Annotated in this window: 23 protein-coding genes; 4 read left to right on the forward strand and 19 right to left on the reverse strand. The window is 61.4% G+C overall.

Annotated features, from left to right (window positions below; translation table 11 throughout):
• Window positions 1–38 precede the first annotated feature (38 nt).
• The 7 genes from BFP93_RS03775 to xylA all read right to left on the reverse strand — a co-directional run bounded on the left by BFP93_RS03775 (window position 39) and on the right by xylA (window position 7279).
• Window positions 39–881 (reverse strand): IS3 family transposase, encoded by an 843-nt coding sequence (locus tag BFP93_RS03775; RefSeq protein WP_065891840.1) that lies wholly within the window; start codon window positions 879–881, stop codon window positions 39–41.
• Window positions 878–1186 (reverse strand): transposase, encoded by a 309-nt coding sequence (locus BFP93_RS29095; RefSeq protein WP_065883309.1) that lies wholly within the window; start codon window positions 1184–1186, stop codon window positions 878–880. The genes BFP93_RS03775 and BFP93_RS29095 overlap by 4 nt, the downstream gene beginning before the upstream one ends.
• A 92-nt stretch (window positions 1187–1278) precedes the next feature.
• Window positions 1279–1587, reverse strand: coding sequence for a DUF6124 family protein (locus tag BFP93_RS03785; protein ID WP_065883544.1), 309 nt, complete (start codon window positions 1585–1587; stop codon window positions 1279–1281).
• Window positions 1588–1993: 406 nt separating this feature from the next.
• Window positions 1994–3130, reverse strand: a complete 1137-nt coding sequence (locus BFP93_RS03790; protein ID WP_065891989.1) for a sugar ABC transporter permease — start codon at window positions 3128–3130, stop codon at window positions 1994–1996.
• The gene (gene xylG, locus BFP93_RS03795; protein WP_065891990.1) at window positions 3131–4675 is read right to left on the reverse strand and encodes a D-xylose ABC transporter ATP-binding protein; all 1545 of its coding nucleotides are present in this window, start codon (window positions 4673–4675) and stop codon (window positions 3131–3133) included.
• A 162-nt stretch (window positions 4676–4837) separates the two neighbouring features.
• A complete protein-coding gene (gene xylF / locus BFP93_RS03800) occupies window positions 4838–5839 on the reverse strand; it encodes a D-xylose ABC transporter substrate-binding protein (protein WP_057721949.1) in 1002 nt (333 codons plus the stop codon).
• 123 nt (window positions 5840–5962) lie between these two features.
• Window positions 5963–7279 (reverse strand): xylose isomerase, encoded by a 1317-nt coding sequence (gene xylA / locus BFP93_RS03805; RefSeq protein WP_065891991.1) that lies wholly within the window; start codon window positions 7277–7279, stop codon window positions 5963–5965.
• A 139-nt stretch (window positions 7280–7418) separates the two neighbouring features.
• Between xylA and BFP93_RS03810 the strand changes: the two genes are divergently transcribed.
• Window positions 7419–8594: a XylR family transcriptional regulator gene (locus tag BFP93_RS03810; RefSeq protein WP_065883553.1), complete on the forward strand. Its 1176-nt coding sequence runs from the start codon at window positions 7419–7421 to the stop codon at window positions 8592–8594.
• Here BFP93_RS03810 and BFP93_RS03815 read toward each other — a convergent pair.
• The 4 genes from BFP93_RS03815 to BFP93_RS03830 all read right to left on the reverse strand — a co-directional run bounded on the left by BFP93_RS03815 (window position 8591) and on the right by BFP93_RS03830 (window position 14188).
• The gene (locus tag BFP93_RS03815; RefSeq protein ID WP_065891992.1) at window positions 8591–9856 is read right to left on the reverse strand and encodes a carbohydrate porin; all 1266 of its coding nucleotides are present in this window, start codon (window positions 9854–9856) and stop codon (window positions 8591–8593) included. The genes BFP93_RS03810 and BFP93_RS03815 overlap by 4 nt on opposite strands.
• A 57-nt stretch (window positions 9857–9913) precedes the next feature.
• Entirely contained in the window at window positions 9914–12322 is a 2409-nt protein-coding gene (locus BFP93_RS03820) for a glucose/quinate/shikimate family membrane-bound PQQ-dependent dehydrogenase (protein ID WP_065891993.1), read from the reverse strand.
• Window positions 12323–12602: 280 nt separating this feature from the next.
• On the reverse strand, window positions 12603–13646 hold the full coding sequence (locus tag BFP93_RS03825; RefSeq protein ID WP_065891994.1) for an LLM class flavin-dependent oxidoreductase: 1044 nt from the start codon (window positions 13644–13646) through the stop codon (window positions 12603–12605).
• A 56-nt stretch (window positions 13647–13702) separates the two neighbouring features.
• On the reverse strand, window positions 13703–14188 hold the full coding sequence (locus BFP93_RS03830) for a flavin reductase family protein (protein ID WP_065891995.1): 486 nt from the start codon (window positions 14186–14188) through the stop codon (window positions 13703–13705).
• Window positions 14189–14507: 319 nt separating this feature from the next.
• On the opposite strand from BFP93_RS03830, the gene BFP93_RS03835 reads away from it, so the two are divergent.
• On the forward strand, window positions 14508–15914 hold the full coding sequence (locus BFP93_RS03835) for a purine-cytosine permease family protein (RefSeq protein WP_065891996.1): 1407 nt from the start codon (window positions 14508–14510) through the stop codon (window positions 15912–15914).
• Window positions 15915–16090: 176 nt separating this feature from the next.
• Here BFP93_RS03835 and BFP93_RS03840 read toward each other — a convergent pair whose 3' ends face one another.
• The 5 genes from BFP93_RS03840 to ribBA form a co-directional block, all read right to left on the reverse strand.
• Window positions 16091–17245, reverse strand: coding sequence for an ABC transporter ATP-binding protein (locus BFP93_RS03840; protein ID WP_065891997.1), 1155 nt, complete (start codon window positions 17243–17245; stop codon window positions 16091–16093).
• Window positions 17246–17262: 17 nt separating this feature from the next.
• Entirely contained in the window at window positions 17263–18072 is an 810-nt protein-coding gene (locus tag BFP93_RS03845; RefSeq protein WP_065891998.1) for an ABC transporter permease, read from the reverse strand.
• A gap of 6 nt (window positions 18073–18078) precedes the next feature.
• Entirely contained in the window at window positions 18079–19002 is a 924-nt protein-coding gene (locus tag BFP93_RS03850) for an ABC transporter permease (protein WP_122462815.1), read from the reverse strand.
• Window positions 18987–20012, reverse strand: coding sequence for an ABC transporter substrate-binding protein (locus BFP93_RS03855; RefSeq protein ID WP_065892000.1), 1026 nt, complete (start codon window positions 20010–20012; stop codon window positions 18987–18989). Before BFP93_RS03855 ends, BFP93_RS03850 begins: the two co-directional genes overlap by 16 nt.
• Before the next feature lie 178 nt (window positions 20013–20190).
• A complete protein-coding gene (ribBA, locus tag BFP93_RS03860) occupies window positions 20191–21297 on the reverse strand; it encodes a bifunctional 3,4-dihydroxy-2-butanone-4-phosphate synthase/GTP cyclohydrolase II (RefSeq protein WP_065892001.1) in 1107 nt (368 codons plus the stop codon).
• Between the two features lie 69 nt (window positions 21298–21366).
• Here ribBA and BFP93_RS03865 point away from each other — a divergent pair, with 69 nt between their 5' ends.
• Both BFP93_RS03865 and BFP93_RS03870 read left to right on the forward strand, forming a co-directional pair.
• Window positions 21367–21660: a DUF1330 domain-containing protein gene (locus tag BFP93_RS03865; protein ID WP_065892003.1), complete on the forward strand. Its 294-nt coding sequence runs from the start codon at window positions 21367–21369 to the stop codon at window positions 21658–21660.
• A gap of 271 nt (window positions 21661–21931) precedes the next feature.
• The gene (locus BFP93_RS03870) at window positions 21932–23452 is read left to right on the forward strand and encodes an MFS transporter (protein ID WP_065892005.1); all 1521 of its coding nucleotides are present in this window, start codon (window positions 21932–21934) and stop codon (window positions 23450–23452) included.
• A 96-nt stretch (window positions 23453–23548) separates the two neighbouring features.
• On the opposite strand, the gene BFP93_RS03875 is transcribed toward BFP93_RS03870, so the two are convergent.
• Genes BFP93_RS03875 through BFP93_RS03885 form a run of 3 tightly spaced genes read right to left on the reverse strand, consistent with a single transcriptional unit; the run spans window position 23549 to window position 25280 of the window.
• Window positions 23549–24112, reverse strand: a complete 564-nt coding sequence (locus BFP93_RS03875) for an NUDIX hydrolase (RefSeq protein ID WP_065892007.1) — start codon at window positions 24110–24112, stop codon at window positions 23549–23551.
• 2 nt (window positions 24113–24114) lie between these two features.
• Complete coding sequence (locus BFP93_RS03880) at window positions 24115–24867, reverse strand: GntR family transcriptional regulator (protein ID WP_065892008.1); 753 nt, start codon at window positions 24865–24867, stop codon at window positions 24115–24117.
• 23 nt (window positions 24868–24890) lie between these two features.
• A complete protein-coding gene (locus BFP93_RS03885) occupies window positions 24891–25280 on the reverse strand; it encodes a carboxymuconolactone decarboxylase family protein (RefSeq protein ID WP_065883580.1) in 390 nt (129 codons plus the stop codon).
• Window positions 25281–25288: the final 8 nt, after the last annotated feature.

Consider the following 25288-nt stretch of genomic DNA (forward strand, 5'->3'; position numbering starts at 1 on the left):
TGAACTGGTCAAGTAATCCCGGACACCGATTACGGTGTTTATGCCGCTTTTTGCTCCATGGCTATTGGCGACAGGTAGTTGTTGTAGCTGTGGAGCCTGATTCGGTTGTATCGCATGAAGAAGCTGGTCATATCCCGCCTGGCTTCTTCAACTGTGGTGTAGCCCTTATTGGGCACCCACTCTGATTTAAGCGTCCCGAAGAAACGCTCTGTTGGCGCGTTGTCCCAGCATTGCCCTCTGCGGCTCATGCTTTGCGTTATTCCATGCTCCAGCAGCTCGGACTGAAAGAGCTGGCTGGTGTATTGGCTGCCTTGATCCGAATGAAACATCAAGCCTGCATGTTTGCCTCGAACCTCCACCGCCATTCTCAGCGCCTTGCTAACCAGGTTGGCGTCGTTGATCAGGGAAAACGCCCAGCCAACGATTCGGCGGGCGAACAGATCAATGACCGCTGCCAAGTGATACCAACGTTTACCAACCATCAGGCTGGTAACGTCGCCGCACCAGGCCTGATTGATTGCGGTTGGCTCGAAGTTACGCTCGAGCAGATTCTTGGCCACAAATGCTTCGACGCCTCTAGAGCGATACTGATGGCGGCGGCGCTGTCTGCTGGCCAGATTTGCCTCCGCCATGAGTTTTCCGGCCAGATGCCGTCCCACCTTGATCTGCTGGGCTTTCAAGTGCTGAGAGATCATCCGCGCGCCTGCACTTCCCCGGCTTTCGTCATGCAATTGCGCAACTTTTGCTCTGAGCGCGTCACGCTTGGTATTCGGCACTGAGCGACGCTTAAGCCAGTCATAAAACGCGCTGCGGGAAACGCCCAGCGCACTGCAAAGCAGGCAGATCGGATACGAACTCGACTCTCTCAGCTCCTCGATCAGGAAAAACGATCGGGATCCGACATCAAGAGAGCCGTAGCCTTTTTTAAGATTTCAGCCTCGGTCTCCAGGCGCTTGACCTTGGCTCGCAGCTGTTGAAGCTCTCGCTGTTCATCGCTGATTGCCTTAGTACCTGCCACTGGCTGCCCTTTCTGACGCTCTTTGCGAACCTGCTCAATCCAACGGCGCAGAGCCGTGGGGCCAACCTCCATCGACGCACAGACGTCAGGAACTGAGCAGTTATCATCAAGTACCATGCTTACAGCACGTTGCTTGAACTCGCGGGTGTAGGTCTTTCGCTCTTGCATGAAACCTCCTGATTGGGCGAATCATATCGCCCTTAAGAGGTGTCCGGGAGCATTAGGCCAGTTCAGCCCCCCTCCCACAGTTTTGAGCGCGTTCAGGCAGTGGGTTTTGTGCAGGTCAGGCATTCGATGGAGCGGTCGACCGTGGTCTTGGCAATTTCCAGCAGGTGCCATACCGCCAGGATCTTCGCCCGCTCGGGGCTTTGCAGAAGTTCGCCGCAGTCCAGGGCGGTGGCGGAGGCGCTGTCGAGCAAGCTGGCGGTGTAGAGCAGGGCGTCTTCGAAGCTCAGGTCTTCGTTGACCGAGTGAAAGCCTTGGGTGGGCAGGTAGTGGTCGATGGCGCGGTTGAAGGCGGCGCGGTCTTTTGCGGGATCGAGGGGTGGGTCGGGTAGGGCTTTGTTCATGGTGCAACTCCTTGTGTGGTCAGGTACCGACCCCCGTCGCGACTAAACGATGGGTGGCGGCTGTACGCAGGTTAGTCGACCGGCCACAAGGAAAATCCGGCGCACCCGAAGGTGCCCTGCGCACAGCCACCATAAAACTTGATGGACCATGCTCCTTGTGACATTCCGGGCGACTAAACCCGATCACTGAATTGGCAGTGACGGAGCGCAGACTAGCCAGCGATTCCAGCAGGCACAAGGCGGCAGGGATTGTCTAGGAAACGTCCTGCAATTTAAAGGGACATGCCTTGCTGGCCCTTTAAAAAACATGACCAAATGCCACCAATCCCAATGTTGAAATGCAGACAAATGTGGGAGGGGGCAAGCCCCCTCCCACAGGGTTATTCAGTATTGGTAGGAGTTGGGTTTACCGCCGGCCCGCCCGCGTACTCACATCCACCCACACCGCCAGCACCAAAATGCTGCCCTTGACGATCATCTGCCAGTAGCTGTCCACGTCGAGCATCGACATGCCGTTATCCAGGCTGGTAATCACCAGCGCCCCGAGCAACGCGCCATACACCGTGCCCGAGCCGCCGCGCATTGAGGTGCCGCCGATAAAGCACGCGGCAATCGCGTCCAGTTCGCCCATGTTTCCCGCTGACGGTGAACCGGCGGCCAGGCGCGCGGTGTTGACCAGGCCGGCCAGCGCGCACATCACGCCCATGATGCCGAAGATCCACAGTTTCACCGCCTGCACGTTGATACCCGACAGCCGCGTCGCCTCCATATTGCTGCCCACCGCGTACACGCGACGGCCGAACACGGTCTGGCTGGTGACGTAGCTGAACACGCCGAGCAGCACCAACAGCAGCAACACCGGCACCGGGATGCCGTCGTAGCTGTTGAGGGTGGTGACGAACCCGGCCAGCACTGCACCGATCAGCACCACGCGCAGTACGTCGCGCATCAGGGCGTGCGCGGCCAAGCCATGCAGTGCGCGGTTGCGCCGCTGCCTCCAGGTGAGGAACAGGGTCAATGCAAACAGCAGGACACCCAGGCCAATGCCCACCGAATGCGGTAAGTACCCCTGGCCCACGTAGACCAGCGACGGCGATACCGGCGCGATGGTGGTGCCGCCGGTGATCCCCAGCAGGATCCCGCGAAACGCCAGCATCCCGCCCAGGCCGACAATGAACGACGGGATGCGCAGGTAGGCCGTCATATAGCCGTTGGCCAGGCCGATCATCAAGCCGCACAGCGCGACCAGGCTCAGGTTGGCCAGCAGCGGGATGTGATAAACCACGTCCAGGATCGCCGCCAGCCCGCCCAGCAAGCCCAGCAATGAACCCACCGACAAATCGATTTCGCCGCTGATGATCACCAGCACCATGCCGCACGCCAGTATCCCGGTGATGGACATCTGCCGCAGCAGGTTGGACAGGTTGCGCGGCGTGAGGAAGCCGCCGTCGGTCTGCCAGCTGAAAAACAGCCAGATGAACGCGACGGCGATCACCAGGGCGAGCATTTTGTAGCGGGTGAAAAGGTGTTTGACCTGATTCATCTACGCGGTCTTCCGATCATTATTGTTTTGGCTGAGCGCAGCGGCGAGTACCTGTTGCTGGGTGAGCCCCTGATTGATGAAGTCGCCACGCAATTGGCCGTCGCCGATCACCAGCACGCGGTTGGACACGCCGAGCACTTCGGCGAGTTCCGACGACACCATGATGATCGCCACACCTTCGGCCGCCAGCGCGCCCATCAGTTTGTAGATCTCGTACTTGGCGCCCACATCCACCCCGCGCGTGGGCTCATCCAGGATCAGCACCTTGGGCTTGGCCATGAGCATTTTTGCCAGCACGGCCTTTTGCTGGTTGCCGCCGGACAGGCTGGTAATCGGCAGGAACGGGCTGGCGGTTTTCAGGTGCATGCGCGCGATCTGCTGGTCGATGCTGCCCAGTTCGGCCTCGGCGTCGATGCGGGTCAGGTGGGCATAAGTGTCGAGCACCGCCAGGGTGATGTTCTGGCCCACGCCCAGGTCGGGGATGATGCCCTGGCGCTTGCGGTCCTCGGGCACCATGCACAGCCCGGCGCGGATCGACTTGAGGGGCGTGCGCGTGTCGATCATCTGGCCTTCCAGCCACACCTCACCGCTGTAGCGCCCGGGGTAGGCGCCGAACAGCGCCGACACCAACTCCGTGCGCCCGGCGCCCACCAGCCCGGCAATGCCGAGGATTTCGCCACGCCTGAGCACGAAGGAAACATCGTCGACGCGTTTGCGCCTGGGGTTGTCGACGTCGTAGCAGGTAACGTTGCGCGCCTCGAACATCACCTCACCCACCTCATGGGGTTCGGTGGGGTAGAGGTTGCTCATCTCGCGACCGACCATTTGCGTGATGATTTGCGCGATGTCCATGTCGGCCATGGCGGTGGTTGCGATGTGCTTGCCGTCACGAATCACGGCGATGGTGTCGCACACGGCGGCCACTTCATCGAGCTTGTGCGAAATGTACACGCAGGCCACGCCCTTGGCCTTGAGGTCACGAATGATGTCCAGCAGCACGTCGATTTCCGAGCGGGTCAGGGCCGAAGAGGGCTCGTCCAAAATCAGCAGGCGCGCCTGTTTGTTCAGGGCCTTGGCGATCTCCACCAGTTGCTGGTAGCCGCCGCCATACTGCGACACCGGCAGCGCCACATTCATGTCCGGCACCTTGAGTTCACGCATCAACGCCTCGGCGCGGTGCAGCATCGCCGGGTAATTCATGCGCCCACCGGGCAGGGTCAGTTCGTGGCCCATAAAGATGTTCTCGGCCACCGACAGGTCGGGCACCAGGGTCAGTTCCTGATGGATGATGACGATGCCGGCGGCTTCGGTTTCACTGATGGACTGGGCTTTGAGCGGCTGCCCGTCCCAGAGGATTTCGCCCTCCCAGGTGCCGTACGGATAGACCGCCGACAGCACCTTCATCAAGGTGGATTTGCCGGCGCCGTTTTCGCCGCACAACCCGACGCACTCGCCGGGCCGCACCTTGATGTCGATGCCATTGAGGGCGTTGACACCACCGAAGCTTTTGACGATGCCGTTCATTTGCAGCAAGTAGTCGGACATGGGAAAGGCTCACACAAATAGGCTGGCCCCACCCCCGTAGGAGCGAGCTTGCTCGCGAAAAACCCGAGAGCGCCGCGTTTATCCAGGAAGCGCGCATTATCGTTGACGTTTTTCGCGAGCAAGCTCGCTCCTACAGGGGGCGAGGTTTTATCGAGGCAGTCATCATTGCCCGGCGATCTGCTCTTTGGTGTAGAACCCGTCCTTCTCCAGCACGTCGATATTGGCCTTGGTCAGCGGCGTCGGGGTGAGCAGGATGGTGTCGACCTGCTTGCTGCCATTGTCGTATTGCGAGCTGTAGGTGGGTTTTTCATTGCGCGCCAACTGCACCGACAGTTTGGCCGCCTCGGTGGCGATCAACTTGAGCGGTTTGTAGACGGTCATGGTCTGGGTGCCGTCGATCACGCGCTTGATCGCCGCCAGGTCCGCGTCCTGGCCGGAAATCGGTACCTTGCCCGCCAGCTTCTGCGCGGCCAGGGCCTGGATCGCACCGCCGGCGGTGGCGTCGTTGGAGGCGACGATGGCGTCGATTTTGTTGTTGTTACGGGTCAGGGCGTTCTCGACGATGCTCAGGGCTTCGGTGGGGTTCCACTCTTTCACCCATTGCTGGCCGACGATCTTGATATCGCCCTTGTCGATGGCCGGTTGCAGCACCTTCATCTGGCCTTCGCGCAGCACCTTGGCGTTGTTGTCGGTCGGCGCGCCGCCGAGCAGAAAGTAATTACCCTTGGGCGCCGCTTGCAGCACGCCGCTGGCCTGCATTTCGCCGACTTTTTCGTTATCGAAAGAGATGTAGGCATCGATGTCCGCATTGAGGATCAGACGGTCATAGGACACCACCTTGATCCCGGCCTTCTTGGCTTCGGCCACCGCGTTGGTGAGCACCGTGGCATTGAACGGCACGATCACGATCACATCGACGCCACGGGAGATGAGGTTTTCGATCTGCGAGATTTGCTTCTGCTCGTTGGCATCGGCGGACTGCACGAATACCTTGGCATCGAGTTTTTCCGCCGCTGCGACGAAGTAGTCACGGTCTCGGGACCAGCGCTCCAGGCGCAGGTCGTCAATGGAAAAACCGATTTTCGGGTGAGCCGAATCGGCCATCACCGGCAGGGCGAGCAGGGCCAGGGCAGTGGCGAGCAGCGTACGTTTGAATGACTTCATGGTGGTGCGTCCTTTTATTGTTGTTGGAAAAGACACAGCGTGGTGCGCCTGAAACTGTAGAGCGTCCTGGGGCGCTCTGTGCATAGATTTGTCGCGCAAATGTCACAGCCCCCGGTATGGGCGTCAGGTGTAGATAAACCGGTTCACGATTCCTTCCAGCATCTCCTGCCGACCACTCACGGCCTGCGGGTCCAGTTCGTTGGCAAACGCATGTTCGGCCAGGGATTGCAGGCTGAACTCGCCCGCCAGTACGGCTTTGCCCAGCGGCTGCTGCCAGCCGGCATAGCGCTGGTCCTTGAACTGTTGCAGCCGGTCGTTCTGCACCATGGCGGCCGCGCGCTCCAGGGCCAGGGCCAACACATCCATGGCCGCCACGTGGCCGTGGAACAGGTCCACCTCGTCCAGGCTCTGGCGGCGTACCTTGGAATCGAAATTGTAGCCGCCATTCCTGAACCCGCCGGCCTTGAGGATTTCATAGGTGGCCAGGGTCATTTCCTCGACGCTGTTGGGAAACTGGTCGGTATCCCAGCCGTTCTGCGGGTCGCCACGGTTGGCGTCGATGCTGCCGAAAATTCCCAGGGACACGGCGGTGGCAATCTCATGATGAAAGCTGTGCCCGGCCAACGTCGCATGGTTGGCCTCGATATTGACCTTGATCTCGTGCTCCAGGCCGTACTCATGCAGGAAGCCGAACACCGTGGCGCTGTCGTAATCGTACTGATGCTTGGTCGGCTCCTGGGGCTTGGGCTCGATCAGCAGGTCGCCGGTAAAGCCGATCTTGTGCTTATGCTCCACCACCATGCGCATGAACCGGCCAAGCTGCTCGCGCTCGCGCTTGAGGTCGGTGTTGAGCAGGGTTTCATAGCCTTCACGGCCGCCCCACAGCACGTAGTTGGAACCCTTGAGGCGCAGCGTGGCGTTCATTGCGCTGAACACTTGGGCGGCGGCGTAGGCGAACACCTCAGGGTCAGGGTTGCTCGCGGCGCCGGCGGCAAAGCGCGGGTTGCTGAAGCAATTGGCGGTGCCCCACAGCAACTTGATGCCGGTCTGTTCCTGATGACGCTCCAGGTGATCGACCATCTGCGCAAAGTGGTTGCGGTACTCCTTGAGCGAACGGCCTTCGGGCGCCACGTCGGTGTCGTGGAAACTGTAGTAGTCGATGCCCAGCTTGGAGAAAAACTCAAAGGCCGCCTCCGCCTTGCCGATGGCCAGCTCCATTGGATCACCGCTGCGCTGCCACGGCCGCTTGAAGGTGCCCACCCCAAACATATCCGCCCCCGGCCACACAAAGGTGTGCCAGTAACAGGCGGCCATGCGCAGGTGCTCGCGCATGGGCTTGCCGAGGATCAGCTTGTTGGCGTCGTAGTGACGAAACGCGAGGGGAGAGTCGCTGGCAGGGCCTTCGAAGCGAACCTGCTCGACACCGGGGAAGTACGGCATGGGGGTTTCCTTATTGTTCTTGGCGGTGTCTGGATACTAGCAACGGCACTGGGGCTGCTGATTATGAAAATCACCAAGGGGTGGTGCGATTTTGTGCAGTCAGGTCTAGTCTGTCTCCACCGGCCCCAGGACAAAAACAATGAAAACCCTACCGCCCGTGCACCGCATTGCCTTGCTCTTCAACGGCAGCAAAATCTACGACCGTGGCATCATCGCCGGTATCGGCAATTACCTGAGCAGCACCCGTGCGTCCTGGGATTTGTTCCTGGAGGAGGATTTCCTCTGTCGCCTGCGCGGCATCGAGCGTTGGCAGGGCGATGGGATCATTGCCGATTTCGATGACCCGCTGATTGGTGAGGCGTTGGCCGGGAGTCGGATACCGGTGGTGGCGGTGGGCGGGTCGTATGAGGACGTCAGCCTGTACCCCAAGGGGATTCCCTATGTAGCGACCGATAACCATGCCCTCATGAAGCTGGCCTACGAGCATCTGATCGAGGCCGGGCTGACGCGGTTTGCCTGTTTCAGCCTGCCCGAAGCCCAGGCCAATCGCTGGGCCCAGGAGCGTGAGAAGGCTTTTCGCGGCTTGATGCAGCGCGATGGTTTGCAGGTGGAGATCTATCGCGGCCTGGGGACCAGCGCGCCGTTGTGGGACAGCGCGGTGGAGCAGCAGATTGCCTGGTTGCACAGCCTGCCCAAGCCCATCGGCATTATTGCCGTGACCGACGCCCGTGCCCGGCAGTTGTTGCAGGCTTGCCTGACAGCAGGCATTGCGGTGCCGGAGGAAGTGGCGCTGATCGGTATCGACAACGACCCGCTGACCCGCACGCTGACGCGGGTGCCGCTCAGTTCGGTGATCCAGGGCACCGAAACCATGGGCCGCACCGCCGCCGCACTGCTGCATCAGATGCTGCATGGCAAACCCTGTGCGGGTACGCAGGTTCTGGTGCCGCCGGACGCGATCAACGTGCAGGCCTCCAGCCTGCATCAACCTTTGGGCAATCCCTATGTGATGCAGGCGCTGCTGTTTATCCGCCAGTACGCTTGCCAGGGCATCAAGACCGCGCAGGTGGCGGCGTATGTCGGAGTGTCGCGTTCATCGTTGGAGTCGCACTTTCGCAAGGTGCGCGGGTGCAGCGTGCACGACGAGATCCTGCGCTTCAAACTCGCCGCCGCCGCCAGGGGCCTGGAAAACCAGGCGCTGGCGATTGCCGATATTGCGCAGACCTGCGGGTTTACCTCGGCGCAATACCTGCACACGGTGTTTCGCCGCGAGTACGGGTGTACGCCGCGGCAGTACCAGCAGGGCGCGGCTTAGAACACCGCCTTGACCTGCATACCCAGGATCAGCGCATTGTCGATACGCTTCCCGGAAAATGCCCCCGGTTCGATGATGTATTGCACATCCGGACGCAAGGTCAGCCACGGCGTAGCCTGATAGCCATAACTGAGTTCGATCAACTGCTCGGCGCTGTCCAGGGCAGGGTAGGGGTTGCCTGCATTGAAGGCCGCCAGTTCCTGTACATCGCGACTGCGCGGGTTCGGCACGGCGCGGCCATAGCCCAGGGCGACGGTGTCGCGCGGGCGGCCTTCGAACGGTTTGTACAACACCACGCCCGCGCCATACCACTTGCTGAACGGCGAGGCCGCCTCGCTGGCCGCCGAGTATTGACCGAAGGCATGCAGGCTGCGGCCCTGGGACGTTGGCGAGGCCCACACGGCCTGGTCGATCAACAGGTAGTGGCCGCCACGACCGCTGACCTCTTTGTCGCTGCCGATGCGTTTGACATCGGAGCTGTCGTAGTAATAACCGAGCTTGTATTCACCCGGCAGACTGCCGGTGTGTTTGTAGATCAGCTCGATGGGCACCACCGTGCCGGTGGTGTGTTTGGGCCCCAGGTGCCAGGCGCGGCTGGAATTGCCGTTGCTGGACGGGTCGACATTGAACGCGGCCACGCGCAGTTGCCAGTTGGGCGAGAAGTCGTATTTCACTCGCGCACCCAGGTGCGCATTCGGATAGTTGGCCCAGCCGCTGCCGCCCGACATGTTCAACGGGTGCCCGCAGAACCCGGCGTTCATGAAGTTGCACAGGATGCCGCTGTCCAGGCCGCCGAGGTCATTGCCCATGGCCATGTAGCCGAGCTTGAGGTTAAGTGCCGGGGTGAACAGCGTGCGTTCGTAGCTCAACTCGGTGAGGCGGGTGTAGAGGCCACCGTAGTTCTCCTGGATCGGCAGGCGGTTGCCCACCAGGTCTTCGGAGGCACTGTTGCCGCGGCGGTCGTTGATGGTCAGCTGGATACGGTCGCCGTTGTTGAGACCGTAGAGTTTGCCCAGGTCGAACTGCACACCGAGCTTGAGATTCTGTGAATAGCGCGCCGAGCGATGCTGGCCGCCGTGGGCGTTGTAGGCGGTCTCGCCGCTGTAGTCGCCGCTGAAGCGCACGCCCTGGTCGTCGAGTTCGCGGCGCAGGCCGCCCCAGTCGCCGGTCAGGGTGGAGTCGTCGGCTTGAACGGGCAGGGCGGCGGCAAAGGCCAGGCCCAGCACCAGGCGCCCAAGGGACGTATGAGAAGTAGGGTTCATGGAGGATTTTCCAGGCACAAAAGCGCGGTGCGGGCGCACCGCGCTAACAAGGGGTTGTTACGGCAAGGCGTAGGCGATCACGTAGTCGCCACGGTCGGTGGACTGGCGTGCACCGCCGGCGGTGACGACGATGTACTGCTTGCCGGTTTTCGGCGACACGTAGGTCATCGGGCCGCCCTGGCTGCCCACCGGCAGGCGGGCTTTCCAGATTTCATCACCGTTGCCGCTGTTGAAGGCGCGCAGGTAGAAGTCCTGAGTGCCGGCGATAAAGATCAGGCCACCCTGGGTCGACAGCGTACCGCCGAGGGTCGGCAGGCCGACTTTGATCGGCAGGTGCATGCGGATGCCCAGGGGGCCGGTGTCTTCAACGGTGCCTACCGGTACTTGCCAGGCGATTTTCTGCGTCTTCATGTCGATCGCGGTCAAGGTGCCGAACGGCGGCGCCTGGCACGGAATGCCGGCCACCGACAGGAAGCGGTTCTTGTTCACCGCGTACGGCGTGCCCTTGAGCGGCACGGCGCCCATGCCGGTGTTCAGCGCTTCGCCACCGGAGGCGGCCAGGGCCTTGTTCTGCGACGGCACCATCTGGATCCACAGGCCCAGGCGCATGTCGTTGACGAAGATAAAACCGTGCACCGGGTCGGTAGAAATGCTGCCCCAGTTCATGCCACCCAGGGAACCCGGGAAGCTCAGGGATTTATCGGTGCCCGGCGCGGTGTACAGGCCGTCGTAGCGCATGCCCTTGAAGTCGATGCGGCACAGCAACTGGTCATACGGCGTGGCGCCCCACATGTCCGATTCGGTCAGGGTCTGTGCGCCGATCTGCGGCATGCCCAGGGACTTGGGCTGGGTGGGGGAGTACGGCTCGTTGGGGATGTTCGCGGCTTTGACCGGCACTTCCTGCACGTCGGTCAACGGCTTGCCGGTGGCGCGGTCGAGTACATAGATCTGTCCGGCCTTGGTGCCGATCACCACGGCGGGCACTGCCTTGTCGCTGCCCGGCGGGGTGAAATCGATCAGGCTGGGTTGCATCGGCAGGTCGAAGTCCCACAGGTCATTGTGGACCGTCTGGTACACCCATTTCTCGGCGCCGGTGGAGGCGTCCAGCGCGAGTATCGAAGCACCGTATTTATGATTGAGCTGGGTGCGCTCCACGCCATAGATGTCGGTGGACGAGCTGCCCATCGGCAGGAAGACCGTGTTCATCAGCGGGTCGTAGGACATCGGTGCCCAGCTGTTCGGGGTGCTGCGCACGTAGGTGCTGCCAGCGGCCGGCGCGTGTTTGTCTTCAGGGTTGCCGGGGTCGAACGCCCAGCGCATCTGCCCGCTGATTACATCGAAACCACGGATCACGCCGCCCGGCATATCGGTTTGCACGTTATCCGCGACGCGACCACCCACCACCACCGTGGTGCCGGCAATCAGCGGCGCCGAGGACAGTTGGTAGTAGCTGTCCGGGACGTTACCCAGGCCGGCCTTCAAATCCACCTGGCCGTGGGTGCCGAAGTCTTCGCAGAATTTGCCAGTGTCGGCGTCCACGGCGATCAGGCGTGCATCGATGGTGTTGGTCAGCAGACGACGCTGGCATTGCGCACCGGCGGGCACGCTGGCGGCAATGACCGGCGAGCTGCCTTGTTGGGTGGGCTGGGCAATCGGCGCAGTGGCGTCGAAGTAGGCCATGCCACGGCAACGCTGCCAGACCGCCGATTGGGCATTGATCTCGTTCTTCCACAGCTCCTTGCCGGTGTCGGCGTCGAGCGCGATGAGGTTGTTGTGCGGGGTGCAGATGAACACTTTGTTGCCGATCTGCAGGGGCGTCAGTTGGTCCTCGGCACCGTTGCCGTCGCTGATCGCCACGTCACCGGTGTGGTAGGTCCAGGCGACTTTGAGCTTGTCGATGTTGTCGCGATTGATCTGGTCCAGCGCAGCGAAGCGGCTGCCGCCCTCGGTGTTGCCGTAGTGGGCCCAGTCTTTCTGGGCATCGGCCGCAGCCACCGGGGTGATGCCTGGGCCTGCACCGGTTGGCGCTACGCTTGGATGAGCGACGAACATATTGCCCGCCGCCACTGCCACGCCGAGCGTCAGCACGGCAGCGACGCCGTACGCACCACGCGCCGGTTTGCCGACCAGCAACGGATACACCAGCGCGACCACGATACCGATCACGGCGAACATGAACAGGCGCGAGAACAGCGGCCAGTACACCAGGCCCACGTCCGCGACGGCCCAGACGGCCGTGCCGATCAGGAACGCGGCGAACAGCCAGGCACCTGCCGGGTTGCGCCGGGCAATCAGTAGCCCGGCAATGGCCATGGCCACGCCACCGACCAGGAAGTACCAGGAACCTCCCAGGCTGATCAATTTGGCGCCGCCGACGGCGAGCGCAAGGCCAAGCAGGGCGATGATCACGCCCAGGCCAAGGAGTAGGAATCTAGAGACGCCAGCGGCGCGCGATGCTCGTTTCATGTCGAAAGGACTCGAGTGAGAGAGGGCAAGGGCGCGATTTTAGCAAGATAAGTAACTGGTTAGTACATTATGCTCGTGCAATAGACTGTTACAGATGCTGCGATGATGGGCTGAGGGCGAAGAACGTAGTACGGGTAAGCCCTGATGCCGGTCACCGCCCTTTGTAGGAGCGAGCTTGCTCGCGAAAAACTCACAGACACCGCGTTGATTCAGGAAGCACGCGTTATCGTTGACGTTTTTCGCGAGCAAGCTCGCTCCTACAGAGGGCGCCGGCAGTCGGTCAGCGAAACGCCGGCATTACCTGCTCGATAAACAGTGCCAGGGACTTCTTTTTCTCGGCATGGGGCAGGCTGTTGTCGCACCAGAAGCTGAACTCATCCACGCCCAGTTCCTGGTAGTACCGAATGCGCGGGATGATCTCTTCTGCGGTGCCGATCATCGCGGTTTTGTGCAGGCTCTCCAGTTCGAACTCTGGGCGCGCGGCGAACTTCTCTTCCGGGCTTGGCTCGAGGAAACCGTTGACCGGCACGCTCTTGTTGCCGAACCAGGCATCGAAGGTGCGGTAGAACTTCGAGATCGCCGTGGCCCCGACTTTCCAGCCCTGGGGGTCATCAGCGGCGTGCACGTGGGTGTGGCGCAGCACCATCAATTGCGGGCGGGGCACACCAGGGTTGTTGTCCAGGGCGGCCTGGAATTTGTTTTTCAGGTCCAGGACTTCTTCGTCGCCTTTCATCAGCGGCGTGACCATCACGTTGCAGCCGTTGGCCACTGCAAAATTGTGGGAGTCGGGGTCGCGGGCGGCGATCCACATCGGTGGGGTGGGCTGCTGGATCGGCTTGGGCACACTGGTGGAGGTGGGGAATTTCCAGATGTCGCCGTCATGGGCGTAGTCGCCTTGCCACAGGGCGCGCACCACCGGCACCATTTCGCGCAGGGCCTGGCCGCCGCTCGAGGCGGGCATGCCGCCGGCCATGCGGTCGAATTCAACCTGGTAAGCGCCCCGGGCGAGGCCCACTTCCATGCGTCCGTTGCTGATCACGTCGAGCAACGCGCATTCCCCCGCTACCCGCAGCGGGTGCCAGAACGGCGCGATGATGGTGCCGGCGCCCAGACGAATCGTGGTGGTCCTGGCCGCAAGGTAAGCCAGCAACGGCATCGGGCTTGGCGATATGGTGTATTCCATCGCGTGGTGTTCGCCAATCCACACGGTGCTGAAGCCACCGGCTTCGGCCATCAGGGTCAGTTCGGTCAAGTCTTCGAACAACTGACGGTGGCTGACGCTTTCATCCCAGCGTTCCATGTGTACGAACAGCGAAAATTTCATGACGCGTACCTCGGATCTATTGTTATTTTTCCGCAAAAAACGGGTTGAGCGGGGTGTCAGGCAGGCACCGGCAGGGTACCCATCTTGCCGTGGCAATACACCAGGGGGTTGTTCGGTTGCGCCGGCACGATCAGGTTCTCGACGGCGCCCACCATGATTGCGTGGTCGCCGCCTTCGTATTCGCGCCACAGTTGGCATTCAATGACCGCCGTGGCGTTGGCCAGGATCGGATTGCCCAGTGCACTCAGGGTCCACTCGATGCCCTGGGCCTTGTCCTTGCCTTTGCGCGCAAAGGCATAGGCTTCGCTTTGCTGCCCGCCGGACAGCACATGAATGGCGAAACGCTTGTTTTTGATCAGCACGGGGTAGGAGTCGGAGCTGTAGTTGGGGCAGAAGAGCACCAGGGCCGGGTCCATGGACAGCGAGCTGAACGCACTGGCGGTGAGGCCGACGATTTGCCCCTCGTCGTCCAGCGTAGTAATCACGGTGACACCGGACGGAAACGAACCCATCACTTGTTTGTAGATGGCGGCATCGATCATGGGATGGTCCTCTGCTATGAAGCGGTTTTTTAAATTTATAGGTCTGATGGTATACCGTAATACAGGAGTTGCAAGGGCTTTTTTGGACAGGCGATAAACGTGTCCGGAGCCCGCCAAAGGCCTTTATTACGGGGATTTATCCCGTGATGGCGGTTGTTCTCGGGGCGCGATTGCCGGATCAGAGGCGGGCTAAAACAGCGGATCAGCCTTGTTAAAATGTTGGAATACCATAATATGGTGTTCGTCTGAGGAGGAGCCATCGAGCTTCCTTCGGATGGCGTCAAACAACTATAAGATCAGACAAGCGCGAGTTATTCCTATGCCTCAGATGTCCCGGCAAGACCCCCTGATCGAGCATCACACGGTCGATTACGTCCCCCTCGCAGAGCGCCACGGGAAGGCCCGCGACCTGTTCACGTTATGGTTCAGTACCAATATCGCGCCGCTGCCCATCGTCACCGGTGCGATGGTGGCCCAGGTGTTCCATCTCAACCTGCTGTGGGGGCTGCTGGCGATTGCCCTCGGGCATCTGCTGGGCGGCGTGGTGATTGCCCTGGCCTCGGCCCAGGGCCCGCGCATGGGCATCCCGCAGATGGTGCAGAGCCGCGGCCAGTTCGGGCGTTATGGCGCGCTGCTGATCGTGTTTTTCGCGGCGCTGATCTACATCGGCTTTTTCATTTCCAATATTGTGCTGGCCGGCAAATCCATCGTCGGCATCGTGCCCTCGGTGCCGGTGCCGGCGAGCATCCTGATCGGCGCGCTCAGCGCCACGGCCATCGGCGTGATCGGCTACCGCTTTATCCATACCTTGAACCGCATCGGCACCTGGGTGATGGGCAGCGCGTTGCTCGCCGGTTTTGTCTACATCTTTGCCCATGACCTGCCGGCCGACTTCCTCACCCGTGGCGGCTTCAACGCCGCCGGCTGGCTGGCCACGGTGTCGCTCGGGATCATCTGGCAGATCAGCTTCTCGCCCTACACCAGTGACTATTCGCGTTACCTGCCGGCGGACATCGGCATCACCCGGCCGTTTATTGCCACCTACCTGGGCGCAACCCTGGGCACCATCCTGTCGTTCGCCTTCGGCCTGGTGGCGGCGCTGGCCACACCGGAAGGCACCGAGGCGATGGTCGCGGTCAAGCAGGCCACCGGCGCGTTGGGGCCGATCCTGATGGTGCTGTTCCTGCTCAATATCATCAGCCACAACGCGCTGAACCTGTACGGCGCGGTGCTTTCGATCATCACCTCGATCCAGACCTTCGCCAGCCACTGGACCCCCAGCATCAAGGTGCGCGTGGTGCTCTCGGGCATCATCCTCGCCGGTTGCTGCGTGGTGGCGCTGGGCGCGTCGGCGGACTTCATCGCGCAATTTATCGGGCTGATCCTCGCGCTGTTGCTGGTGCTGGTGCCGTGGGCCTCGATCAACCTGATCGATTTCTACGTGATCAAGCGCGGCGTGTACGACATCGCCTCGATCTTCCAGGCCGATGGCGGTGTGTATGGCCGATTTAACCTGCATGCGATCGTGGCGTACTTCATCGGGATCATCGTGCAACTGCCGTTTGCCAATACGTCGTTGTATGTGGGGCCCTGGGCCAACCTGGTGGAAGGCGCGGACTTGTCGTGGCTGGTGGGGTTGGCGGTGACGTGTCCGTTGTATTACTGCCTGGCGACGCGCAAGCAAACGCAGAAGGTCCGGGCGGCGAAGCTGGGTTACACCGACTAGACACTCACTTAGCTCAAGTGCCCGGCCAGTGCCGGGCATTTTCGTTTCTCTGGCAAGCTCGCCACGCCGGGATTTCATGGCGAGCCTCGAACGTTCTAGCGGAGCCAGGTAGCGAAAAAAAAAGGCCGCCACGACCCGACGTCGTGGCGACCCGAAGGTGATGCATTCGTCAGATGTCAGTGCGCCCCGGCCGCCTTGTTCAAATCACTCTCGGCCCACTGCGTATACACGCACGCATCCGCCGTGGCCCAGCGCACCCGCACCGGGTCGCCGGCCTTGAGCGGCATGCCCGCCGCTGAGAGCGCCTTGACCGTCATCGACGTACCGCCCAGGGTCTTCACCGCGCAGGTCTGGCTCTCGCCCAGAAACAGTACCTCCCCGACAATCGCCGAGACTTCATTCCAGCCTGCGGCCAACGGCTGCTCGGCGGCCTGTTCGACGCTCAGCGCCAGGGCCTTTTCCGGACGCACCATCAGCAATATGTCCTGCTCGGTGTGCAGCCCGCTGGTCAGGCGGATCGACAGCGACTGGCCTTCGAACGACGCTGCCGCGTTGCCCTGGCCCTTGAGCTTGAGGAAGTTGGAATTGCCCAGGAACGAGGCGACGAACGCGTTCGGCGGGTTCTGGTACAGGTCGAAACCGCTGCCCAGGCCGACGATTTTGCCGTGGCTGAAAATCGCGATGCGCTGGGACAGGCGCATGGCTTCTTCCTGGTCGTGGGTCACGTAGACAATGGTGATGCCCAGGCGCCGGTGCAATTGGCGCAGCTCGTCCTGCAGGTCTTCACGCAGTTTCTTGTCGAGGGCGCCGAGGGGTTCGTCCATCAGCAGGATACGTGGCTCGTACACCAGCGCGCGGGCGATGGCGACGCGCTGTTGCTGGCCGCCGGAGAGTTGCGAAGGGCGGCGATGGGCAAACGATTCCAGCTGCACCAGCTTGAGCATGGCGTCGACGCGTTTCTCGCGTTCGGCGCTGGCCAGTTTGCGGATGGCCAGGGGGAAGGCGATGTTGTCGCGCACCGACAGGTGCGGAAACAGCGAGTAGCGTTGAAACACCATGCCGATGTCGCGCTTGTGCGGCGGCACGTTGACCAGGGATTGCCCGCTCACCAGGATCTCGCCGCTGCTCGGCGTTTCAAAGCCGGCCAGCATCGACAGGGTGGTGCTCTTGCCCGAGCCGCTGGAGCCGAGGAAGGTGAGGAACTCGCCGTCCTGGATGTCCAGGGAGATGTTGTCCACGGCGGCAAAGTCGCCGTAGTACTTGTTCAGGTTGCGCAGGCTGACCAGGGGGTGGCCGGGGTTCTGCGCGACATCTTGGATCACTGCACTCATGTTCTGCTCCTGGGCGCTTAGGCGCGGGTTTCAGTGCGCCGACGAAGGGCGGCGGCAATCACCATGACCAGTACCGACAGGCCGATCAGCAACGTCGAGGCGACGGCGATCACAGGCGTCAGGTCCTGGCGCAGGGTGGTCCACATTTTCACGGGAAGGGTTTGCAGGGTCGGGCTGGCCATCATCACGCTGAGCACCACTTCGTCCCACGAGACGAGAAAGGCGAACAGCGCACCGGCGACCATCCCTGGGCGAATCGCCGGGAAGGTCACCTTGAACACCGCCTGCAAGCGCGAGGCGCCGCAGATCACCGCCGCGTCTTCAATCGACTGGTCGAACAGCTTCAGCGAGTTGATGATCGAGATGATGGTGAACGGCAGCGCAACGATCACATGGCTGACCACAAACGCGAACATCGTGCCGGTGTAGCCGAGCTTGAGGAACAGCGCGTACACCGCCACGGCGATGATCACCAGGGGCACGATCATCGGCAGGGTGAACAGGCCGTAGAGCAGCTCGCGGCCGGGGAAGCGCCCGCGCACCAGGGCAAACGCCGTCGGCAGTCCCAGCGCGACCGCGAAAATCGTGGTCAGCACCGCCACCTTGAGGCTGGCCATTGCCGCGTTCATCCAGTCGGGGTTGGAGAAGAACTGACCGTACCATTTCAGTGTCCAGCCCGGTGGCGGGAACACCAGCCATTGCGACGAACCGAACGATAGCAACACGATAAACACGATCGGCAAGAGCAGGAACAGGCCAATCAAACCGGTGGTGGTGTAGAGGCCCAGGCGCATCCTGCGGCTCATGGCGTTGGGAGTCAGGAGCATGACGGCTTACCTCGCGTTGCTGGCGCCAACCGGGGATTCCGGCTGGAGCTTCAGGTAGAAGTAGAACAGCACCAGCGTGATCAAAATCAGCAACGCCGCGCCGGCACTGGCCAGGCCCCAATTGAGGAACGATTGCACCTGCTGGATGATGAACTCGGGCAGCATCATGTTCTGCGCACCGCCCAGCAGGGCCGGGGTGACGTAGTAACCGAGGGACATCACAAACACCATCAACCCGCCGGAAAACAACCCCGGCCGACACAGCGGCAGGAATACCCGCAAGAAGTTGGTCCACGGGCTGGCGCCACAGATGGAGCCGGCCTGCAGGATCATCGGGTCGATGGCCTGCATGGTCGCCTGCAGCGGCAGCACGATGAACGGAATCATGATGTAGCTCATGCCGATCACCACGCCGGTGAGGTTATGCACCATCTCCAGCGGTTGATCGATGATGCCCATGGCCATCAACGCCTTGTTAATCACCCCCGAGGCTTGCAGCAATACCAGCCAGGAATAGGTGCGGGCGAGCAGGCTGGTCCACATCGACAGCAGCACGATACTCAGGATCCAACGGCCCCAGCCGCGCGGCACCAGGGTAATCGCCCAGGCCAGCGGAAAGCCCAGCAGCAGGCTGAACAGGGTCACCAGGCCGGCCACTGAAAAGGTATTGAGCAACACCCGCGCATACGCCGAGTTGGCAAACAACTGTTCGTAGTTGCCCAGGCCCGGCACCGGCTCCAGCACGCCGCGCAGCAGCAGGCCGATCAGTGGCGCCAGGAAGAACAGGCCAAGGAACAGCAGCGCCGGAATCAGGTTGCTCGATCCGCGCCAACGCTGCGCCAGGGACGGCGCCCCGGCCTTCGCGCCAACGGCACCGCCGAGGGCGCCCCCGGCCGGCGTGGTTGCCGTCATTTTCATTTGACTAGCCATTCATTCCACCGTGTCGCAATGGCCGGACCGTTCTTGGCCCAGTAGGCGAAATCGAGGGTGATCTGGTCCTTGGCGTAGGCGGTCGGCAGATTGGGCGCCAGGACCGAATCCAGGCGCTGCACGCTGTCGATGTTCACCGGCGCGTAGGCGGTCAGGTTGGAGAAATCCGCCTGGCCCTTGGCACTGCTGGCACTGGCCAGGAACTTCATCGCGGCCGCTTTGTTTTTCGAGCCTTTAGGCACCACGAGAATGTCGGCCATCACCAGGTTCTGCTTCCAGCTCACGCCCACCGGTGCGCCATCTTCCTGCAAGGCGTGAATGCGACCGTTCCAGAACTGGCCCATGCTGACTTCGCCGGAGGCCAGCAACTGTTGCGACTGCGCGCCGCCGCCCCACCAGACGATGTCTTTCTTGATCGTGTCGAGTTTCTTGAAGGCGCGGTCCAGGTCCAGGGGGTAGAGCGTGTCGGCGGGCACGCCGTCGGCCAGCAGCGCCAGTTCGAGCACGCCCGGGCTCGGCCATTTGTAGAGGGCGCGTTTGCCGGGGTAGGTCTTGGTGTCGAACAAGGCGCTCCAGTCCTGCGGTTTGCCGGCGCCGAGCTTGCCTTCGTTGTAGCCGAGCACGAAGGAGAAGAAGAACGAACCGACACCATGGTCGGAGACGAAGCGCGGGTCGATCTTGTCGCGCTGGATCACCGCGAAGTCGAGGGGCTCGAGCAGGCCTTCGGCGGCGGCGCGCAGGGCGAAGTCGGCTTCGACATCCACCACGTCCCACTGCACATTGCCGCTTTCGACCATGGCCTTGAGTTTGCCGTAGTCGGTGGGGCCGTCCTGGACGACGGTGATGCCGCTGGCCTTGCTGAAAGGATCGGCCCACGCCTGCTTCTGCGCATCCTGGGTGCTGCCGCCCCAGCTGACGAAATTGACGCTTTCGGCTGCCATGGCCGCGTGGGTGGCCACGCTCAACAGTCCCGCGAACAGCGCCGCGGTTGCACCTTTGTTCAACACCATGTTTACGCCCTCATTGTTGTGTTTATGAGCGGGGCTTTGCAGTGCCCGCCTGTCGGGAGCAGTCGGTCCGGAGCAACTGGTTAAGGTCGTCCGGCCTATGGAATATCATATTATGGTATTCCAAACTTTGCGCAAGCACTTTGCCATACCGGCTATCTGCCAACGCTGGTTTCCAGTCTCAGGTGAAGGGGATGCTTTCCACGACTTCCAGGTCGTAACCGGTCAAGCCTGCGTATTTCAGCGGTGGCCCGAGGTGGCGCAGTTTGCCTGCGCCCAGGTCCTGCAATATCTGCGCGCCGGTACCCACTTCCGAGTAAATCCGCGACTGCGACCGGCTGAACTGACGCGGCGCCTGGGTCAACTGCGGGACGCGTTCGAGCAAGGCCTGGGACGATTCATGGTTGGCCAGCACCACCACCACGCCGCAGCCTTCTGCCGCCACGCGTTGCAGGGCGGCCCACAAGGTCCAGTTGGACGGCCCGCTGTAGTCGGCGCCGACCAGGTCGCGCAGCGGGTCGATCACGTGCACACGTACCAGCGCCGGTTCATCGCGGCGCAGTTGGCCCATGACCATGGCCATGTGCACGCCGCCGTCGATGCGGTCTTCAAAAGTGATCAGGCGAAAAGTGCCGTGCACCGTGGGCAGGTCGCGCTCGCCGATGCGCACCACGGTGCGTTCGGTGCTGAGACGGTAGTGGATCAGGTCGGCGATGGTGCCGATCTTGATCCCGTGCTTGCGGGCAAAGGCTTCCAGCTCGGGGCGGCGGGCCATGGTGCCGTCATCGTTCATCACTTCGACGATCACCGAGGCCGGTGTGTGCCCGGCCAGGCGCGCCAGGTCGCAACCGGCTTCGGTGTGGCCGGCGCGGGTCAGCACACCGCCATCCCTGGCGCGCAGCGGGAAGATATGCCCCGGCTGCACAATGTCGGCGGGGCCGGCGTTGCTGTCCACAGCCGCCGCCACCGTGCGTGCGCGGTCGGCGGCGGAGATGCCGGTGGTCACGCCGGTGGCGGCCTCGATGGACACGGTAAACGCGGTGCTGAACACGCTGCCATTGCTGGGCACCATCTGCTCCAGGCCCAGGCGTTGGCAATGTTCATCGGTGAGAGTCAGGCAGATCAGGCCACGGGCTTCGCGGGCCATGAAGCTGATAGTCTCGGCGGTGCAACACGCTGCAGGCAGCAGCAGGTCGCCTTCGTTTTCCCGGTCTTCGTCGTCCACCAGCAGCACCATCTTGCCCTGGCGGTAGTCTTCGATGATGTCGGCGATGCTGTTGAAGGGCATGGGGAGTGCTCTGCTTGTTGGTTGTATGTATTATGGTATACCACAAATTCCAAGCAAGAGGATGTCTCGATGAAGGCCTATTGGATTGCCCATGTGGACGTGTCCGATGCAGAGCAATACACCCAGTACACCCAGCGCGCCCCGGCGGCGTTTGCGAAATTCGGCGGACGCTTCCTGGCCAGGGGTGGGCGCAGTCAGGCGCTGGAAGGTGGGCCGGCACGGCAGCGTAATGTGGTGATTGAGTTTGAGAGCTATGAGCAGGCGGTGGCGTGCTATGAGTCTGCCGAATATCAGGCGGCGAAGGGGCACAGAGCGGGGGTGGGGGAGGCGCAGATCATTATTGTGGAAGGGCTGGCGCCCTAGGTCTGCCAGGTGTATGCCGATTCAGAGGCAAGAGGCCCTTGCACAGTAAGAGAGCGAATTGAATTCGCTCAGCCGCTTTTTATGCGCGAGGAGAATTAAGATGGGTAAGTTCTTACAGAAAACTCAGAATTTGTTTTGAATTTATGTGGGTTTGTAACAGCAATACAATGTGAAACAAACACTTGATGGTCTCACCGCCTTACAAATTATAAAAAGCTCAGCAGGCTCCTACAGGGGGACGGTTTTATGATTATTTTATAAGGAGCCGATGATGTCATTGACGGCGGAAGATGTAAGGCAGCAACCACGCTCCAACCGGTGGATAGCGTTAGCGATATTGATGCTACCGGTTCTGCTCGTGACCGTGGATAACACTGTACTCGGTTTTGCCCTGCCGAAAATCGCTCAAGCCTTGCGGCCCAGCGCCAGCCAGCAGCTATGGATGATTGACGCCTATTCGTTGGTGCTGGCGGGATTGCTCATTTCCATGGGTAGCCTGGGTGATCGCAAAGGTCATCGAAAACTGCTGCTGATCGGCTCATTGGGATTTTGCGTAGTGTCCGCCATGACGGCTTACTCCGTTAGTGCCGCGCAATTGATCGCCGGGCGCGCCTGCATGGGGATCTTCGGCGCCATGTTGATGCCTTCAACATTAGCGTTGATCCGCTCACTCTTCGAAGACCGGGAAGAGCGGCGGCTTGCGGTGGCTATTTGGGCAACGACCTTGACGGTCGGTTCTGCACTTGGGCCTTTGATCGGCGGCGTGCTGCTGGAGTTTTTCAGTTGGGGATCGATTTTTCTGCTGGCGGTGCCGGTGCTGGTGCCATTATTGATCCTCGGGCCTTTGCTGTTACCCGAGTCTGAACCGGATGCGTCGGGAGCAATGGATGCCGTAAGTATTGTGCAATCGATGGTGGCCCTCGGTGCGCTGGTTTACAGCATCAAGCACGTCGCCAGTGTTGGTCCGGATGTGTGGGCACTGGTGGCCTTCAGTGTCGCTCTCGTCATCGGCTGGTTATTCGTGCGCAGGCAACTGCGCTTGCCAACACCATTGATGGACCTGGGCCTGTTTCGCAACAAGATGTTCAGTGGGGCGGTGACCATCAACCTGATGAGTCTGGCGTTTCTGATCGGTTTTGTGTTTTTTTCCACTCAGTTTCTGCAAATCGCCCTGCGGATGTCTCCCCTCAGCGCCAGCCTGGCGCTGATACCAGGCCAGGTGATGGCTATCGTCGTGGGCCTGGTGATAGTACCGGTCGCCCAGCGAGTATCGGTCATTGTTTTGATTCCAATTTTGTTGGCTTTTACTGCTGCAGCCTTTTTGCTGGTTGCCGGCATTGGTAGCAGCCTGACGATATTGGTGATGGCATTTGCGTTGTTGAACATCGGAGTTGGCGCCATCGCTACGGTATCTAACGACGTGATTTTATCGGCCGTGCCCTCCACCAAAGCTGGAGCGGCTTCAGCCATCAGCGAGACCGCCTATGAAGTGGGCGTCGTACTCGGTACCACCGTACTCGGCGGCGTTGTCACTGCGACCTACCGCAGCACGCTACAGTTGCCGGACTTCCTGACACCGCTGCAAATGCACCTGGCCAGTGAAACACTGGCAGGTGCCCACGCGATATCGGCAACATTGACTGGAAGTCAAGGCGACGAGGTGATGTACAACGCCACACGAGCATTTGAAGGGGGTATAAGTTTGATGGCCTGGGTAACCTTCAGTTTGGCGTTGCTGGCAATTTTCATCGCCAGGCGCACATTGAAAGTCCCTAAAGCGGCTCCGGTATAGCGTAGGGCGGTGATCTCTTTTTTTGATGCCGTTATCGAAAGCAAAACGAATCGCCGCACCGCCCCTGCCGAGTTGAGACAAGGTTTGGCCCAAAGATCAGCGTATGAAGTGAATCTTGCCGCTGTCATCATTCCCCATGTAAATGCCATACACCCCCGCCTGGCGCTCTTCGATATAGCGCTCCAGAATCTGCCGGATCGCCGGGTAGTAGATGCTGTCCCAGGGGATGTCCTCGGGGGCGAAGAAGGTGTAGGCCAGGGTTTCCGGGCCGAACTGGCCGGTGATCTCCAGCGCGATGGCGCGGAAGATGATGTACACCTCGCTGATCTTCGGCACGCTGAAAATCGAGTAGGGCGACACGATTTCGGCGCGCACGCCGGTCTCTTCCCAGACTTCGCGCAACGCCGCTTCTTCGGTGGTTTCGCCCCCTTCCATGAAGCCCGCCGGCAGCGTCCAGGTGCCGGGGCGCGGGGGGATTGCGCGCTGGCACAGCAGGTATTTGCCGTCCTGCTCGATGATGCAGCCGGCGATGATCTTGGGGTTGATGTAGTGGATGTAGCCGCAGCCCCGGCACATCAGGCGCTCGTGGGTGTCGCCCGGTGGCAGTTGGTGACCGAGGTCATGGCCGCCGCAGGTCGGGCAGAAGCTGGGGCCGGGCACGGTCAGTGACCTATGCGCGGTTCTTTGAGCGCGATGGGCAGGGTGATCTCGGGGAGCTTGCCGGTTTCTTCCTGTTTGCGCTTGAGGTAATCCAGGGCCACGGCTGCCGCGGCACGTACGTGATCGACGCAGGCCTGGTGGGCGGCGAGGGGGTCGCCGCTCTTGATCGCCTGGACCATGCGCTCCATTTCCTGGTTGCTGGCGCCACGCCGGTTCTGCTGGGACACCGACGTCGCGCGCAGATAGCTGATACGCGCCTGCAACTGGCGCAACTGAGTGGCGGCCACGTGGTTGCCGCAGCCTTCGAGCAACACATCGTAAAAGCCCTGCACGGAGTCGATCACTTGCTGCAGTTCGCCTTCCTTGAGGGCCTTGCGGTTTTCCTCCAGGGCTTTTTCCAGGGCCTTGATGTCCTTGGCCTTGGCGCGCAGGGTGAACAGCTGCACGATCAAGCCTTCGAGCACGCAGCGCAGTTCATAGATATCGACGGCATCGGCCAGGGTGATGATCGCCACCTGCGGGCCCTTGGCATCGGCGAATTCCACCAGGCCTTCGGATTCCAGGTGGCGCAAGGCTTCGCGCACCGACGTGCGGCTGACGCCAAGGCGGTCGCACAGGTCGCGCTCCACCAGGCGGTCACCGGGCAGCAGCTGGAAATTCATGATGGCGCTGCGCAGTTTCTCCAGCACGATTTCGCGCAGGGTGATCGGGTTGTGATTGACCTTGAAGCTGTCGTCGAGGGGCGCGCGTTTCATGGGGTTTGCTCTGAATGTGGCGGTTAACTGGAGGCCTCGGCATCGGCTTCGGCGAAGGCTTCACGGGCCAGCCTGAAGCTGTCCACGGCGGCGGGAACCCCGCAGTAAATGCCGACCTGAAGCAGAATTTCGCGTATTTGTTCACGACTCAGCCCGTTGCGCAAGGCGCCGCGCACGTGCAGCTTGAGTTCGTGAGGCCGATTGAGGGCCGAAATCATTGCCAAGTTTATCATGCTGCGTTCTTTAAGCGACAAACCCTCCCGGCCCCACACATGGCCCCAGCAGTACTCGGTGACCATCTCCTGCAGCGGTCGCGTGAAGTCGTCGGCGTTGTCGATTGAACGCTGTACGTAGGCTTCACCCAAGACTTGCGTACGGATTTTCAGGCCTTGTTCATACTTGTCGTTGCTCATGGTTCAGT

This window comes from Pseudomonas sp. 44 R 15 (assembly GCF_900004965.1).
In the GTDB taxonomy this organism is placed as follows: Bacteria; Pseudomonadota; Gammaproteobacteria; order Pseudomonadales; family Pseudomonadaceae; genus Aquipseudomonas; species Aquipseudomonas orientalis_A.